The sequence below is a fragment of the Pseudomonas sp. BNK-45 genome, from assembly GCF_047456255.1.
Lineage (GTDB): Bacteria > Pseudomonadota > Gammaproteobacteria > Pseudomonadales > Pseudomonadaceae > Aquipseudomonas.
This window is the reverse complement of the sequence record NZ_CP179909.1, coordinates 6,701,272-6,715,772: the sequence shown is the minus strand read 5'-3', so window position 1 is coordinate 6,715,772 and position 14,501 is coordinate 6,701,272. Positions and strand designations below refer to the sequence as shown.

At 61.7% G+C, this 14,501-nt stretch carries 13 protein-coding genes; 5 read left to right on the top strand and 8 right to left on the bottom strand.

From position 1 onward, the window contains the following. Nucleotides 1–9 precede the first annotated feature (9 nt). The 5 genes from ACMGG8_RS30530 to ACMGG8_RS30510 all read right to left on the bottom strand — a co-directional run bounded on the left by ACMGG8_RS30530 (nucleotide 10) and on the right by ACMGG8_RS30510 (nucleotide 7,599). On the bottom strand, nucleotides 10–2,820 hold the full coding sequence (locus ACMGG8_RS30530) for an FAD-binding and (Fe-S)-binding domain-containing protein (protein ID WP_414158932.1): 2,811 nt from the start codon (nucleotides 2,818–2,820) through the stop codon (nucleotides 10–12). Next, on the bottom strand, nucleotides 2,817–3,488 hold the full coding sequence (locus tag ACMGG8_RS30525) for a LutC/YkgG family protein (RefSeq protein WP_414158931.1): 672 nt from the start codon (nucleotides 3,486–3,488) through the stop codon (nucleotides 2,817–2,819). The genes ACMGG8_RS30530 and ACMGG8_RS30525 overlap by 4 nt, the downstream gene beginning before the upstream one ends. Beyond that, nucleotides 3,488–4,942, bottom strand: coding sequence for a LutB/LldF family L-lactate oxidation iron-sulfur protein (locus tag ACMGG8_RS30520; RefSeq protein WP_414158930.1), 1,455 nt, complete (start codon nucleotides 4,940–4,942; stop codon nucleotides 3,488–3,490). Before ACMGG8_RS30520 ends, ACMGG8_RS30525 begins: the two co-directional genes overlap by 1 nt. Then, nucleotides 4,939–5,763, bottom strand: coding sequence for a (Fe-S)-binding protein (locus tag ACMGG8_RS30515; RefSeq protein WP_060837473.1), 825 nt, complete (start codon nucleotides 5,761–5,763; stop codon nucleotides 4,939–4,941). The genes ACMGG8_RS30520 and ACMGG8_RS30515 overlap by 4 nt, the downstream gene beginning before the upstream one ends. Before the next feature lie 141 nt (nucleotides 5,764–5,904). Next, the gene (locus tag ACMGG8_RS30510; protein WP_414158929.1) at nucleotides 5,905–7,599 is read right to left on the bottom strand and encodes a lactate permease LctP family transporter; all 1,695 of its coding nucleotides are present in this window, start codon (nucleotides 7,597–7,599) and stop codon (nucleotides 5,905–5,907) included. 261 nt (nucleotides 7,600–7,860) lie between these two features. Between ACMGG8_RS30510 and ACMGG8_RS30505 the strand changes: the two genes are divergently transcribed. Continuing rightward, nucleotides 7,861–8,628 carry an FCD domain-containing protein gene (locus tag ACMGG8_RS30505; protein ID WP_060837475.1) on the top strand — a complete coding sequence of 256 codons (768 nt, stop codon included), beginning with the start codon at nucleotides 7,861–7,863 and terminating at the stop codon, nucleotides 8,626–8,628. 81 nt (nucleotides 8,629–8,709) lie between these two features. On the opposite strand, the gene smpB is transcribed toward ACMGG8_RS30505, so the two are convergent. After that, nucleotides 8,710–9,192 carry an SsrA-binding protein SmpB gene (gene smpB / locus ACMGG8_RS30500; RefSeq protein ID WP_022642145.1) on the bottom strand — a complete coding sequence of 161 codons (483 nt, stop codon included), beginning with the start codon at nucleotides 9,190–9,192 and terminating at the stop codon, nucleotides 8,710–8,712. 117 nt (nucleotides 9,193–9,309) lie between these two features. Here smpB and ACMGG8_RS30495 point away from each other — a divergent pair, with 117 nt between their 5' ends. The 3 genes from ACMGG8_RS30495 to ACMGG8_RS30485 are packed head-to-tail and all read left to right on the top strand — an operon-like array spanning nucleotide 9,310 to nucleotide 11,462. Continuing rightward, on the top strand, nucleotides 9,310–10,713 hold the full coding sequence (locus tag ACMGG8_RS30495; RefSeq protein ID WP_414159995.1) for a sodium-dependent transporter: 1,404 nt from the start codon (nucleotides 9,310–9,312) through the stop codon (nucleotides 10,711–10,713). A gap of 7 nt (nucleotides 10,714–10,720) precedes the next feature. Continuing rightward, nucleotides 10,721–11,155 (top strand): type II toxin-antitoxin system RatA family toxin, encoded by a 435-nt coding sequence (locus ACMGG8_RS30490; RefSeq protein ID WP_016967218.1) that lies wholly within the window; start codon nucleotides 10,721–10,723, stop codon nucleotides 11,153–11,155. Continuing rightward, nucleotides 11,148–11,462, top strand: coding sequence for an RnfH family protein (locus tag ACMGG8_RS30485; RefSeq protein ID WP_060837476.1), 315 nt, complete (start codon nucleotides 11,148–11,150; stop codon nucleotides 11,460–11,462). Before ACMGG8_RS30490 ends, ACMGG8_RS30485 begins: the two co-directional genes overlap by 8 nt. A gap of 59 nt (nucleotides 11,463–11,521) precedes the next feature. Here the strand turns inward: ACMGG8_RS30485 and ACMGG8_RS30480 are convergent, their stop codons facing one another. Next, the gene (locus ACMGG8_RS30480; RefSeq protein ID WP_060837477.1) at nucleotides 11,522–12,049 is read right to left on the bottom strand and encodes an outer membrane protein assembly factor BamE; all 528 of its coding nucleotides are present in this window, start codon (nucleotides 12,047–12,049) and stop codon (nucleotides 11,522–11,524) included. Nucleotides 12,050–12,147: 98 nt separating this feature from the next. Here ACMGG8_RS30480 and fur point away from each other — a divergent pair, with 98 nt between their 5' ends. After that, a complete protein-coding gene (gene fur / locus ACMGG8_RS30475) occupies nucleotides 12,148–12,552 on the top strand; it encodes a ferric iron uptake transcriptional regulator (protein WP_011059185.1) in 405 nt (134 codons plus the stop codon). Between the two features lie 94 nt (nucleotides 12,553–12,646). On the opposite strand, the gene recN is transcribed toward fur, so the two are convergent. Next, nucleotides 12,647–14,320: a DNA repair protein RecN gene (recN, locus tag ACMGG8_RS30470; protein ID WP_060837478.1), complete on the bottom strand. Its 1,674-nt coding sequence runs from the start codon at nucleotides 14,318–14,320 to the stop codon at nucleotides 12,647–12,649. Nucleotides 14,321–14,501 lie beyond the last annotated feature (181 nt).

Here is a 14,501-nt window from a genome sequence, read left to right as displayed (position 1 = left end):
GCCCTGAAGTCAGACCGCCTTGGCCCGGGTGACCCGGTCCACCAGGTAGACCAGCCCGTGATAGTCGATCCCGCCATGCTGGCTGAGGCCGATCTCACAGGTGCGGCTGGTGGAAATGCCTTCGCTGCAATACTGCACCGCGTCCTTGAGGCTGCGCAGGGAGTGGGCATTGAGTTCCGGGGTGGTGAAGCCCTTGTCGCCGGCGAAACCACAGCAGTGGATGCCTTCGGGGATCACCACATTCTTGCTGCAACGCCGGGCCAGTTCGATCAGGGCCTGGCTCTCGCCCAGGTGCTGGGTGCTGCAGGTGACGTGCACGGCGATCGGTGCTTCCTGCGGGGTGAACTCCAGGCGTTCCAGCAGGTGGGTGCGGATGAAGCGCACCGGGTCGTAGAGGTCCAGGCGCACGTCCCCCAGGTCCTGCACCAGGCGCAGGGTGCAGGGGCTGGTGTCGCAGTAGATCGGGTCGAGGCCGCCTCGGCTGGCGTGGAGCAGGGCGCCGATCAGTTCCTGGCGCTTGTCCTCGGCCTGGGTGGCGTAGCCCTTTGAGGCGAAGGGCTGGCCGCAGCAGAGGTTGTCCAGGTTGTCCGGCAGCACCACTTGATAGCCGGCCTTTTCCAGCAGACTGCGGGTTTTTTCGTAGAGCGACGATTGTTCCTTGTCGCCTGCTGCTGGCCCCATCACTCGGGACACGCAGGCCGCCAGGTACACCACTCGCGGGCGCGCGTCGCTGACGCTCGGGCTGAAGCGAATGGCCTTTTCCGGCTGGGGCATGGCGTTGTTCCACTGCGGCACCCGGCCTTTGGACAGGCGCGTCAGGCTCGCCGACAGCTTGCTCAGCCGCGGCGCCCCCAGAAGCATGCGCGCGCCGTTGGCCACGTGCAGGGTGAAGCGCGCGCCCTGCAAGGTGCTGGCGAAATGCGAGCCGAGCCAATCGGCGGTGCCGCTGTGGGTGGCGTGTTCGCTGCGCAGTTTTTTAACCAACTCGCCGGTGTTGATGCCCACCGGGCAGCGCTGGGCGCACAGGCCGGTGGCGGCGCAGGTGTCGATGCCCTGGTACTGATAGGCCGCCTCCAGCTCGGAGGTGTCGATGCCGGCGCGTTTGCGTGCCTGGATGTCGCGCCAGATGACGATGCGCTGGCGTGGGCTCAGGGTCAGGCCCTTGGATGGGCACACCGGCTCGCAGAAGCCGCACTCGATGCACTTATCCACAATCTCGTCGGCCGCCGGCAGCGGCTTGAGATGCTTGAGGTGGATCTGCGGGTCTTCGCTGAGCACCACGTCCGGGTTGAGGATGGCGTTGGGGTCCAGCAGGCGCTTGAGCTGCCACATAAGCTGGTAGGCATCGCTGCCCCATTCCAGCTCTACGAAGGGCGCCATATTGCGCCCGGTACCGTGTTCGGCCTTCAGCGATCCGCCGAATTCCACCGCCACCAGTTGCGCCACATCGTCCATGAACGCCTGGTAGCGGTTCACTTCCTCGCTGCTGTTGAAGCCCTGGGTGAAGACGAAGTGCAGGTTGCCCTCCAGGGCGTGGCCGAACAGGATCGCTTCGTCGTAGTGGTGCTTGTCGAACAGCTCGATCAGGCGGTTGACGCCGATGGCCAGCTGCTCCACGGGGAAGGTCACGTCCTCGATGATCACCGTGGTGCCGGTCTTGCGCACCGCGCCCACCGCCGGGAAGGTGTCCTTGCGGATCGCCCAGAGCTTGGCGTTTTCCTGCGGGTCTTCGGTGAAGTCCACCTGTTTTTCCACCGGGAAGGCGGCCAGGGAATTCATGATCTGCGCCAGTTGCTCGTGCAGTAGTGACGAGGACGCGGCGCGGGACTCGATCAGCAGCGCGCAGGCGTTGGCCGAGAGTTGCTGGACGAACGCCGGCATGCCGGGCTTGTCCTGCACCGAGCGCAGGCTGCGGCGGTCCAGCAGCTCCACCGCCGACACCGGCTGGCTCTTGAGCACGGTCACCGCATTGCAGCAGGTGTCCACATCGGGAAACACGATCAGCGCCGAGGCCTTGTTCGGGTGGTCGATCACCGTGTCGTAGGTCACCGCGCTGATAAAGCCCAGAGTGCCCTCGGAACCCACCAGCAGGTGGCTAAGGATGTCCAGCGGTTCGTCGAAATCCACCAGGGCATTGAGGGACAGGCCGGTGGTGTTTTTCAGCCGGTACTTGTGGCGGATCTTCGCTGCCAGCTCGCTGTTGGCGCGGGTGCTGCGGCCCAGTTCGGCCAGGCGCTCCAGCAACGGACCATGGCTGGCGCGGAAGGCGCTGACGCTGGCCTCATCCTCGGTGTCCAGGCGCGTGCCATCGGCCAGCACCAGGCGGATGCCGGCCAGGGTGTGGTAGGTGTTCTGCGCGGTGCCGCAGCACATGCCGCTGGCATTGTTGGCGACGATGCCGCCGATCTTGCAGGCGTTGATCGAGGCCGGGTCGGGGCCGATCTTGCGCCCGAACGGCGCCAGCCAGGCGTTGGCCTGGGCGCCGATCACCCCGGGCTGCAGACGAATCTGCGTACCCTGATGGCGAATCTCCTTGCCGTTCCAGTTATCCCCCAGAACGATCAGCACCGAGTCGCTGATGGCCTGCCCGGACAGGCTGGTACCGGCGGCGCGGAAGGTCACCGGCACCCGGTCGCGCTGGGCCAGCTGGAGCAGGGTGACCACTTCGTCCTCGGATTCGACGCGGATCACCAGCTTGGGGATCAGTCGGTAGAAGCTGGCATCGGTGCCGAAGGCCAGGGTCGAGAGCGGGTCGTCGAAACGCCGCTCCTGGGGAATCAGTTGCTGGGCGTCACGCAGAAAAGCGGCCGGTAGGCTCATTGGTCCTCCAGGATCAGCACCACCAGGTCTTTCGGGCCGTGGGCGCCGTAAGCCAGGACTTGTTCGATATCAGCGGTCTTCGACGGGCCGGACACCAGCAGCGCGTTGGTCGGCATGCCGGCGGCCCAGTTCATCTGTTGCTGCACCTGATAGAAGTTGTCGCGGATTTCGCTGGCCTTGAGCAGGGCGAAATGCACCGGCGGCACCAGGCTCATCAGCCGCGGTTCTTCCCGGGTCGGCCAGAGGATCAGGCTGCCGGTGGCGGCGATGGCACCCAGGGTGCCGGTGAGGCTGGCCGGGGTGTCGTTGAACAGCTCGGCTTTCCATTCTTCCACCGGGCGGTCGTAGGCCTTGAGCGCCGGCAGGTGCGGGTGCTCGGCCCAGTGCTGGGTGACCCGCTGGCCATGGGGCGTGCTCGGGGCGATCAGCAGACTGGGCAACTGGCGCTCCTGCAGCAGCTTTGCCAGCAGATCCGGCCAGCCGTCGGCGGTGCTCAGGTGGATCTCGGTGTGCACCGCTTCCATCTGTTTGCGCAGATGTGGAATGCGTTGCTCCGCCGTGTAGCTGTAAGGCTCGGTGACCAGCGCCTCGTCGAAGTTATCCACAATCGGCGTGGTGCCGGTCAGGCTGTTGCGCAATTTGGCGAGGATGTTGTGTTTCGCGCTCATCAGCGATCTCCCTGCTTGTCCAGGTGCTCACGGGCCAGGTCATGCAGCGACCGGGCGGCGGGTTTGGGCGCGCTGTGGTTCTGCGTCCAGGGGCCGACGTTGCTCGGGGTGAGGGCGCGCAGCCGGGTGGCGGCCAGGGTGAACAGGCGATACAGGGGCGGCGAGCTGTTGAGGCGGGCCCAGGCGTTCCAGATGAAACGTTCCTTGCGCGAGTACTTGCTGCCCTGGCCGCGCATCACTTGATGTGGGCTGTCCGGGGCCTTGACGTTCTCTTCCCGCAGGCGCCGCAGCAACGCCGGGATCGGGATCTTCACCGGGCACACTTCGCCACAGGCACCGCACAGCGACGAGGCGCTGGGGTGATCCGGCACCTTGGCCAGGCCCACCATGTGCGGGGTGATGATCTTGCCGATCGGCCCCGGGTAGACCTCGCCGTAGGTGTGGCCGCCGACCCGGGTGTAGACCGGGCAGTGGTTCATGCAGGCGCCGCAGCGGATGCAGTTCAGGGTCTGACGCAGTTCGCTGTCGGCAAAGGCCTGGCTGCGGCCGTTGTCCAGCAGCACCAGGTGCACTTCCTGGGGGCCGTCCAGCTCATGCTCCTTGCGCGGGCCGGAGATCATGTTGACGTAGGTGGTGATGGGCTGGCCGAGGGCCGAGCGGGTCAGCAGTGAAAGCAGCGGCACCACATCGCGCAGGTTCTCGACGACTTTCTCGATCCCGGTGACGGCGATGTGCACCGGCGGCACGGTGGTGGACATGCGCCCGTTGCCTTCGTTTTCCACCAGCAGCAGGGTGCCGGTCTCGGCCACGGCGAAGTTGACGCCGGAGACGCCGATATCGGCTTCGAAGAATTTCTGCCGCAGGACCTTGCGACCGATCTGAATGAGTTGGTCAACGTCCTTGGTGTACTCCACGCCGAGTTTGTCGTGGAACAAGGACGCGACCTGACCGGCATTCTTGTGGATCGCCGGCATAATGATGTGTGAAGGCTTCTCGTGGTCGAGCTGGACGATGAACTCGCCCATGTCCGACTCAAGGCATTCAATGCCTTGTTCAGCGAGGACATGGTTCATTTCCATCTCTTCGCTGACCATCGATTTGCCCTTGATCACTTGCCGCGCCTCGTGAGCGCGGATGATCGAGAGGACGATGCCATTGGCTTCGTCCACCGTTTCCGCCCAGTGCACTGTCACACCGTTGCGGGTCAGGTTCTGTTCCAGGCGCTCGAGCAGGTCGGGCAGCTTGGATAACGCCCGGGCGCGAATCGCATTGCCCAGGGCGCGCAGGTGTTCTCTTTCGTGGGCATCGCTGAACGAGGCCGCACGCTTGGCCATGAGTGAATCCATGGCGCTGCGAAAGTTGTTTCGCAGTTGTTTATCACCCAGGGCTTGGTGGGCCCGGGTGCGAAAATCGTCCGCCACGGTGGTGGTCGGAATCAGCTCGGGGGTGCTCATTGCGCACCTCCGGTACGTTGCCAGAGGAAGCTCGCCAGGTGCTGGCCGCGCAAGGCTTCTTGCTGTTTTTCCAGCGCGCCGTTGATGTTCATCAGGCACCCGCAATCGGCACTCAGTACCTGATGCGCGCCGGATTCCTTCAGCGCGCGGGTCTTGTCCGCGACCATGGCGCCGGAGATGTCCGGCATTCGGACGCTGAAAGTCCCGCCAAAGCCACAGCATTCGCTTTCGTGGCTGTGTTCTACCCGTTCCACATTGCTCAGCTGTGACAGCAGCTCACGGCCGTGCAGGTGGGTGTTCATTTCCCGACGGGCCGAGCAGGAGGTGTGCAGGGCCACCTTGACCGGCGCGCCGCTGTCCTTGAGCTGCACCTTGCACACGTGCAGCAGGAACTCGGCCAGCTCATAGGTGCGGGCAGCCAGGGCCTGCACCTGTTTCAGGGTTTCGGGCTCGTCCTTGAACAAGTCCGCGTAATGCTCGCGCAGCATGCCTGCGCAGGAACCCGAGGGCACCACCACCGGATAGTCACCGGCAAACAGCGCCAGTTGCGAGCGGGCCACGGTGCGCGCCTGCTCGGTGTAACCCGAGGTGTAGGCCGGTTGTCCGCAGCAGCTTTGCCCTTGCGGGTAGTCCACGCGAATGCCTTCGCGTTCCAGCAGGTGAATCGCATCCATCCCGGCTTCGGGATAGAACAGGTCGACCACGCAGGTGCCGAACAGGTAGACCCGCGCAGGTTTCGCGCTGGGGTACTGCCGGGGTTCGGCCAGCGGCGGTGCGACGCGGGTCGCATTGGGCACGGCGTTGTAGAAAAGCTCGCTCATCAGGCGTGTCTCCGGGTGGTCCCGGTTATTCGTCCGTTGCGGCGGCTGAAAGATAAACCAGCAAGCTTTCAGCAGCCTTGCAGACCGGGTGGTGAATGCGGACGCCGCGGGTGAAGGCGGCGTCGGTTCTTTAGGTGTTGCTTAGTGCACCAGCATGCCGGTGAACCAGTAGGCCTGGGCCAGGGTGATCAGGCCGACAATAGTGGCAAAGAACAAGCTGTGCTTGAGGGTGAAGCGGAACAGGTCCGACTCCTTGCCTACCAGGCCGGTGGCGGCGCAGGCCACGGCGATCGATTGCGGCGAGATCATCTTGCCGGTCACGCCGCCGCTGGTATTGGCCGCCACCAGCAGGGTGTCATTGACTCCGATCTGGTGCGCGGTGGTGGCCTGCAGCGAGCTGAACAGGGCATTGGACGAGGTATCGGAACCGGTGAGGAACACCCCGAGCCAGCCGAGGAACGGCGAGAAGAACGGGAACGCCGCGCCGGTGGCCGCCAGGACCAGGGCCATGGTCGAGGACATGCCCGAATAGTTGGTGACGAAGGCGAACGCCAGCACCATGCCGATGGACAGGATCGGCCAGCGCAGCTCGTAGAAGGTCTCTTTTAAAGTGGTCAGACCAGTTTTGACGTTGATCTTCAGCACCAGCATGGAGATCAGCGCCGAGAAGAAGATCGCCGTGCCGGTGGCGGAGATCGGGTCGAGCTTGAACACTGCCGGGATAGCGGTCGGCGTGGTTACGATCGGCGTCATCTTGATCACCATCTGATCCAGATGCGGGATGGCGAAGTTGAACACCCAGCTGTACATCGAGCCGCCGGCGGCGAACATCGCCTTGAAGGGCTTGAGGGTCCAGATGGTCACCAGCACGGTGAGGATCAGGAACGGCGACCAGGCCTTGAAGATCTGCCCCAGGCTGTAGGGCGAAGCGACGGTGCTGCGTGGCTGGCCGAAGCCGCCGGCGCTGGCGGTCACGGCCGCGCTGGAGGTGGCACCGGCGATCTGTGCGCCGGCGGTGCGCTTGGGCTGCCAGATCTTCAGGAACAGGGTCAGGGAGATCAGGCTGGCCAGGGCCGAGGTGATGTCCGGCAGTTCCGGGCCGATGAAGTTCGAGGTGAAGTACTGGGTCACGGCAAAGCTCAGGCCGGCCACCAGCGCGGCAGGCCAGGTTTCCTTGACGCCGCGCAGGCCGTCCATCATGAACACCAGCCAGAACGGTACGAACAGCGACAGCAGTGGCAGTTGGCGGCCGGTCATGGCGCCGATCTTGAAGGCGTCGATGCCGGTCACCTGGCCGGCGACGATGATCGGAATCCCCAGGGCGCCGAAGGCCACGGGCGCGGTGTTGGCGATCAGGCACAGGCCGGCGGCGTACAGCGGGTTGAAGCCCAGGCCTACCAGCAGGGCGGCGGTGATCGCCACCGGTGCGCCAAAACCTGCCGCACCTTCGAGGAAGGCGCCGAAGCAGAAACCGATCAGCAGCACCTGCAGGCGCTGGTCGTCGGTGATCGACAATACCGAGCTGCGGATGATTTCAAACTGGCCGCTCTTCACGGTCAGCTTGTAGAGGAACACGGCGGCGACGATGATCCAGGCGATGGGCCACAGACCGTAGGCAAATCCATAGCCAGCGGCAGCGAAGGCCATGTCGGCGGGCATCTTGAAGGCGAAGATCGCCACCAGGATCGACAAGGCCAGGGTGATACTCCCGGCGACGTGTCCTTTGAGACGGAACACGGCCAGAGCCAGGAAGAAGAACACGATCGGGATGACGGCGGCGAGGGCGGACAGGCCGAGGCTGCCAAGCGGGCTATAGAGCTGTTGCCAGGTTTGCATAATGGGGTGGCCCCTAATTGTTGTTGGTCAGGCACTGCTAGCGTCTTGGTTAATTGGTAAGACCAATTTACAATCGCTGTTGGCTAGGGTAAAAGCCTTGTGCTCGGTGTGTCAATTTGCCGCCCTAAAACTTTTGTCGAATGCGCTATGGCGCGGCCATCTGATCGGTGCAAATGGCTGCCTTCTGCCAGGTGTTGGCGCGCCGTGAATAGGCCAGAATAGAGCCCCCCGGCGAAGGGTCGGGAGGGTGGAGAGTGAGTTATGGGGTTTGATCAGATACGCCAGCGCCGTTTGTCCGACGATATTGTCGAGCGCCTGGAAGGGATGATTCTCGAAGGCACCTTGAAGGCCGGTGAGCGGCTGCCGGCCGAACGCGCCCTGGCCGAGCAGTTTGGGGTGTCACGTCCTTCATTGCGCGAGGCGATCCAGAAACTGACGGCCAAGGGCTTGCTGATCAGTCGTCAGGGCGGCGGCAACTATGTGGTGGAATCCCTGGGCTCGACCTTCAGCGATCCGCTGCTGCACCTGTTGGAAAACAACACCGATGCCCAGCGCGATCTGCTGGAGTTCCGCCACACCCTGGAAGCGTCTTGCGCTTATTACGCGGCGTTGCGGGCGACGGCGGTGGATCGTGAGCGGCTGACTCAAGCCTTCGAGGAGCTGCAGGATTGTTATTCCCGCTCCGACGATGTCAGCCGTATCGAGGAGGGCGCGGCGGATGCCAAGTTCCACCTGGCGATTGCCGAGGCCAGCCATAACGCGGTGTTGCTGCACACGATCCGCGGCTTGTTTGATCTGCTCAAGCGCAACGTGGTGACCAACATCGGTGGTATGTACAAGCAGCGTACGGAAACCCGCGACATGCTGATCAGCCAGCACCGCGACCTGTACCAGGCGATTATCGAGGGGCGTGCGGAAGAGGCGCGGGAAGTTTCCAGTCGGCACATTCTCTATGTGCAGGAGGTGCTCGAAGAAGTACGCCAGGAAGTGCAGCGAGTGGCCCGGGCCGAACGGCGCAAGGGCATGTAATGCAAATCGCCGGCAAGCCGGCTCCTACCTGGGTGTTGTAGGAGCCGGCTTGCCGGCGAAAGCGACCTCAAGGCAGGAAGATCAGTCTTCCTTGCCCTTGGTCCGCACCGCACGCTGCAGCTCGCGATCGGAATCGCGCTCGCGTTCGGTGTGACGCTTGTCGTATTCCTTCTTGCCCTTGCCCAGTGCAATTTCACACTTGACCAGGTGCTTGCTCCAGTAGAGCGAAAGGCACACGCAGGCGTAACCCTTCTGCTGCACGGCAGCGAACAGCTTTTCCAGCTCGCGCTGGTTGAGCAGCAGCTTGCGCGTGCGCGTTGGGTCGGCGATGACGTGGGTGCTGGCGGTGGTCAGCGGGGTGAAATGGCTGCCGAACAGCCAGGCCTCGCCATCCTTGAGCAGCACGTAACTGTCCACCAGTTGTGCCTTGCCCGCCCGCAGACTCTTTACTTCCCAGCCGGCCAGGACCAGTCCAGCCTCGAACCGATGTTCGATGAAGTAATCGTGACGCGCCTTTTTGTTTTGCGCGATGGTCCCTGTTGGGTGTTTCTTCTGTTTAGCCATAGGGGCGGCATTATAGGGAGTTGCGCGCGCGTCGGCTACGGTGACGCAGCGTGCTTGAGCAGGTTGATTGAATCCCGGACAATGCGCCCTCTTTTTTTTCGGTTGGGCGCGTTAACGATGTCGACAGACAGGGTCTCTGTCCACGGCGGCTGGGCAAGCCGCTGGGTCTTTATACTCGCTGCAACTGGTTCGGCCGTGGGCCTGGGGAGCATCTGGAAATTCCCCTACATGGTCGGCGTCTATGGTGGTGGTGCCTTTGTCCTGGTGTTTCTGGCGTGTATCGCGCTGATCGGGTTGCCGGTGATGCTGGCAGAGACCCTGATCGGCCGTCGTGCGCGGCAAAGTCCGGCGAATGCCCTGAAGGCGCTGGCCCTGGAGGCCGGGCATTCGGCCAAGTGGTCCTGGGGCGCCTTTGCCGGAATGATCACGGCGCTATTGATCCTTTCCTTTTATAGCGTGGTGGGTGGTTGGTCCCTGGACTACATCATCGATATGGGGCGAGGGGATTTCCAGGGTGTGACCGCAGACCAGGTCGGGGCTTATTTCTCTGCCGTGACGTCCGACCCTTGGCGCCTGACCTTATGGCACACGCTGTTCATGCTGCTATCGGCCTGGGTGATTGCCAAGGGGGTGGTGGCGGGGCTGGAGCGCAGTTTGCGGGTCATGATGCCCCTGCTGTTTGTGATGTTGCTGGTGTTGCTGGGTTACAGCATGACCACCGGGCATTTCATGCAGGGCCTGCATTTCATGTTCGATTTCAGCCTGGACCGCTTGTTGGATGGGCTGCTGCCGGCCATGGGGCATGCATTCTTTTCCCTCAGCGTCGGTGTCGGTTCGATCATGATCTACGGCGCCTATATGCCGAAGCATTCGTCCCTGTCCGGCACTGTGGTAGGGGTGGCGCTGCTGGACACCTTTGTTTCCCTGGTGGCGGGAATGGCCTTGTTTCCCATTGTGTTCGCTGCCGGGCTGAACCCCAGCGAAGGGCCTGGTTTGATGTTTATCAGTCTGCCGTTCGCCTTCGGTAATGTGGCGTTCGGCCAGCTTATGGGCGTAGTGTTCTTTATCCTGGTGGCGATTGCTGCCTGGAGCTCGGCCATTTCCTTGTTGGAGCCGATGGTGGCTTATCTCGTCGAGAGGACTAAAATCCGCCGCGGCTGGGTGACATTCTGGCTGGCGTTCAGCTGCTGGTTCGTGGGATTGGGGACGGTGTTTTCCTTCAATATCTGGCAGCAGGCCAAGTTTTTCGTGAACGAAGGCGGCGTTTTTCATCTCTACCGATGGGGCGCGGTCGGCGGTCTGGACTTCTTTGGTGTGATCGACTTTTTCACCTCGCGGATCATGTTGCCTCTTGGCGGTTTGTGCTTCGTGGTGTTTGCAGGTTGGGTGATGGGCCGTGAGGCTGTTCGTGATGAGTTGTCGTTGCGCAGTCCGTTGTTGTTCACCCTGGCCTTGTTTTTGATGCGCTATGTGGCGCCCGTCGGCATTCTTGTGGTGTTTGCCGCCCAGTTGTGGAAATGAAGCTCACATGACGACCCATATTCAACGTTCGGCCCTTTTGCCCTATCCGGCGCAGTTTCTGTATGACCTGGTCAATGATGTGGCCCGTTACCCGGAGTTTCTTCCCTGGTGCTCTTCGGCCGAGGTGCTGGAAAACAGCGAGGAGCGGATGCGTGCCAGTCTGGCGGTGGCCAAGGGTGGCATGAGTCAGCGTTTTGTGACCTGTAATACCCTGGTACCCGGCCAGTCGATCGAGATGAACCTGGAAGAGGGGCCGTTCAATCAATTGCATGGCCTGTGGGTGTTCAAGCCGTTGGGAGAGAAGGCCTGCAAGATCAGTCTTGATCTGTCTTTTGATTATGCGGGGCCTTTGGTGCGGGCCACGTTAGGGCCGCTGTTCAATCAGGCGGCCAATACCCTGGTGGATGCATTCTGTCAGCGGGCCAAGCAACTGCATGGCTGAGTCCCTGATCTCGATCGAGGTGGTTTACGCCGCAGTCGATCGACAGTTGCTGATCACTGTATGGGTGCCCCAGGGCTCGACTCTGCGCGGTGCGCTGCTGGCTTCTTCCATAGGTGAGCATTTTGCCGAGTTGGATCTGGCGAACTGTCCGGTGGGTATTTTCGGCAAGCAGGTCATGAATCCTGAGCAGCATTTGGTTCAGGCAGGGGATCGAATCGAAATTTATCGTCCGCTGCTGGCGGATCCGAAAGAGGTTCGGCGTTTGCGTGCTGCCAAGGCCGCTCAGGTGCGTAAGCGCGGACAGTGATAGCCAGTGACAGGCAATAAAAAGCCCGGGAATGCCCGGGCTTTTTTATTCGCCACAAATTATTGCGGAGAGGTATCCAGTGGTTCAGGAATAGGCACTGGTACGGTTTTGACGCCATCCACATCTTTCTGGATCTGGTCCAGCAGCGAGCCCGGTTTGACCGGCTTCTCGGCTTTTGGCTTCTCGGCGTTCTCGGCAGGAGCGGTGACGGTGTTTCCGCTCTCTTTGCCAAGCAGGGCTTCGTCGCGGCTCACGCCAGGCATGAAGTCGCCGGCCAAGCTGACCAGTTGGTCGTTGCCATTGAAGATCAGGCTGACGCGTTCCTGTTGGCGTTCACCGCCGCCAGGTTGCAGGCTGTAGAGATAATCCCAGCGATCGGCATGGAACGTGTCGGTCAACAGAGGGTTGCCCATGATAAACCTTACTTGCCGTCGGGTCATTCCCGGGCGCAACTGGTCTATCATGTCCTGCGTCACGACATTGCCCTGCTGGATGTCGATTTTGTAAACCCCGGGGAATGAACAACCGGCGAGTGCGAGCAGTCCCACGAATGTGAAACTGGTTAGCAAGAGCTTGGTGTTTTGCATCGGTGGGCGACTTCCACTATCTTGGCTGGGACAACGTAAACCCCGATCATACCCGCATTAAGAGAAGCTGCGAAGCAGCATCGGCGAGAAAGCTGACCATGGTTGAAAATAGCGAACTACGTAAAGCCGGCCTTAAAGTGACTCTGCCACGGGTCAAAATTCTACAAATGCTCGATTCTACTGAGCAGCGGCACATGAGCGCTGAGGATGTCTACAAGGCGCTGATGGAAGCTGGTGAGGATGTCGGTCTGGCCACGGTTTACCGTGTACTGACTCAATTCGAAGCAGCCGGACTGGTGGTGCGCCATAACTTTGATGGCGGTCACGCTGTATTCGAGCTGGCGGATGGCGGTCACCACGACCATATGGTCAACGTGGAGTCTGGTGAAGTGATCGAATTCTTCGACGAGGAAATCGAAAAGCTTCAGAAGGCGATTGTCGAAAAGCACGGTTTCGAGTTGGTGGATCACAATCTTGTGCTGTATGTGCGCAAGAAGAAGTAAGCCTCTCACGCGACTGGCATAGTCGTGAAACGATCGAAGGCGACCTCAGGGTCGCCTTCGTGCTTTGTGCCTATATAAAAGAAGCGCTAAAACCTCAGGCCTTGGTGGTTACCACCATTTTCTTGGCATGGGCCAGGGACTCCTTGGTCAAATCGATACCGCCCAGCATGCGGGCAATTTCCTCGATTCTTTCGTTCTTGCCCAGTTTGGAAACGGCGGTATGGGTCGCGTTGTTGCCACGGACCTTGTGCACGAACAGATGTTGATGCCCCTGGGCGGCAACTTGTGGCAGGTGAGTAACCGTCAGCACCTGGCCGCGCTCGCCGAGACGCCGCAGCAATTGGCCGACGATCTCGGCAGTCGGGCCGCCGATCCCTACGTCGACTTCGTCGAACACCAGGGTAGGCACTCGTGAGGTTTGTGCCGTGATGACCTGGATCGCCAGGCTGATGCGTGACAACTCGCCACCCGAGGCGACCTTGGCCAGCGCCTTGAGCGGTTGTCCTGGGTTGGCGCTGACCAGGAGTTCGACCTGCTCCAGGCCGTTGGGCAGCAGCTCATCGCTGGTGTTAGCTCGCAGCTCGATCGTGAAGCGTCCGCCGGGCATGCCCAGGCGCTGAATTTCAAGTTCTACCGCGCTGGCCAGTCCGGTGGCCGCCTGCTCCCGCAAGCGACTCAGTTCCTGGGCTTTCTCCTGATAGTGGCGGGCGAAGGACTGCAGCTCTTCGCCGAGGCGCTCGATGCTCTCGTCGTTGGCGTCCAGGGCTTCGATTTCATCCAGCAGGGTTTGCTGCATGGCCGCCAGTTCGAAGGGCTGGATGCGATGCTTGCGTGCCAGGGTATAGATGGAGTCCAGGCGTTCTTCCAGCTGTTGCAGGCGTGCCGGGTCGGCATCGAAGTGATCGAGGAAGCGATTCAATTCGCCCACGGCTTCTTCCACCTGGATCTGGGCGCTGGCCAGCAGGTTGGTGGCCTCGCCTAATGCTCCTGTCGAGTTGCCGATGCTGGACAGGCGGTTGAGGCTGACGGTCAAGGCGTTGAGGACATTGCCGGAGTCACTTTCGCTGCACTGTTCGACCACCTGGCGGCAGATGCCCAGCAGGGTTTCGGCGTTGGTCAGGTTCTTGTGTTCCTGCTCCAACTCTTCGAGTTCGTTTTCTCCCAGGCCGAGATTCTCCAGCTCTTCAAGCTGATAGCTCAGCAGTTGATGGCGGGCGCGCTGCTCATCGCCGGAATTGGACAGGCGCTCCAGCTCCTGGCGGGTCTGGCGCCAGCGTTGGGCTGCCAGTTGTACCTGGCGGGCAAGATCGGTAGCGCCGGCATATTCATCCAGCAGGCGGCGATGGGTATCGGTTTTGAGCAGCGACTGGTGTTCGTGCTGACTGTGAATGTCGATCAAGAGCTCGCCCAGGGCCTTGAGGTCGCCAAGCGGGCAGGGCGTGCCATTGATATAGCCGCGTGAGCGCCCTTCGGCGGTGATGACCCGGCGCAGGATGCAGGGGCCGTCGTTGTCCAGGTCGCGCTCGGCCAGCCAGGTGCGGGCCTCGGGAATGTCCGCCAGGTCGAAGGTGGCGAGGATGTCGGCCTTGTCGGCTCCTGGTCGTACCACACCGCTGTCGGCCCGGTCGCCCAGGGTCAGGCCGAGTGCGTCGAGCATGATCGACTTGCCGGCGCCGGTTTCGCCTGTGATGACGCTCATCCCGCGATCCAGTTCCAGATCCAGGTGTTCGACGATGGCGTAATTGTGTACGGACAGGTGCACCAGCATGAAGGCCGCTCCCAAACTAAATGTCTGGTTATTTATACAGTGTTTTGTTTTGGGCTGACAATGCTTTCCCTTAGCTCGATTCGCTTGGTTGATGCGTCTTTTTAGCGCGTTCGGTAATCACTGTTGTCTGGATTTACTGAAGGCTGATGACTTTTGCTGTGGTGGCGGGCTTGAACCCTGA

Coding starts and splice junctions, on each gene's coding strand:
- ACMGG8_RS30530 (WP_414158932.1), bottom strand. CDS start 2,820: ATGAGCCTACCGGCCGCTTTTCTGCGTGACGCCCAGCAACTGATTCCC.
- ACMGG8_RS30525 (WP_414158931.1), bottom strand. CDS start 3,488: ATGAGCGCGAAACACAACATCCTCGCCAAATTGCGCAACAGCCTGACC.
- ACMGG8_RS30520 (WP_414158930.1), bottom strand. CDS start 4,942: ATGAGCACCCCCGAGCTGATTCCGACCACCACCGTGGCGGACGATTTT.
- ACMGG8_RS30515 (WP_060837473.1), bottom strand. CDS start 5,763: ATGAGCGAGCTTTTCTACAACGCCGTGCCCAATGCGACCCGCGTCGCA.
- ACMGG8_RS30510 (WP_414158929.1), bottom strand. CDS start 7,599: ATGCAAACCTGGCAACAGCTCTATAGCCCGCTTGGCAGCCTCGGCCTG.
- ACMGG8_RS30505 (WP_060837475.1), top strand. CDS start 7,861: ATGGGGTTTGATCAGATACGCCAGCGCCGTTTGTCCGACGATATTGTC.
- smpB (WP_022642145.1), bottom strand. CDS start 9,192: ATGGCTAAACAGAAGAAACACCCAACAGGGACCATCGCGCAAAACAAA.
- ACMGG8_RS30495 (WP_414159995.1), top strand. CDS start 9,310: ATGTCGACAGACAGGGTCTCTGTCCACGGCGGCTGGGCAAGCCGCTGG.
- ACMGG8_RS30490 (WP_016967218.1), top strand. CDS start 10,721: ATGACGACCCATATTCAACGTTCGGCCCTTTTGCCCTATCCGGCGCAG.
- ACMGG8_RS30485 (WP_060837476.1), top strand. CDS start 11,148: ATGGCTGAGTCCCTGATCTCGATCGAGGTGGTTTACGCCGCAGTCGAT.
- ACMGG8_RS30480 (WP_060837477.1), bottom strand. CDS start 12,049: ATGCAAAACACCAAGCTCTTGCTAACCAGTTTCACATTCGTGGGACTG.
- fur (WP_011059185.1), top strand. CDS start 12,148: ATGGTTGAAAATAGCGAACTACGTAAAGCCGGCCTTAAAGTGACTCTG.
- recN (WP_060837478.1), bottom strand. CDS start 14,320: ATGCTGGTGCACCTGTCCGTACACAATTACGCCATCGTCGAACACCTG.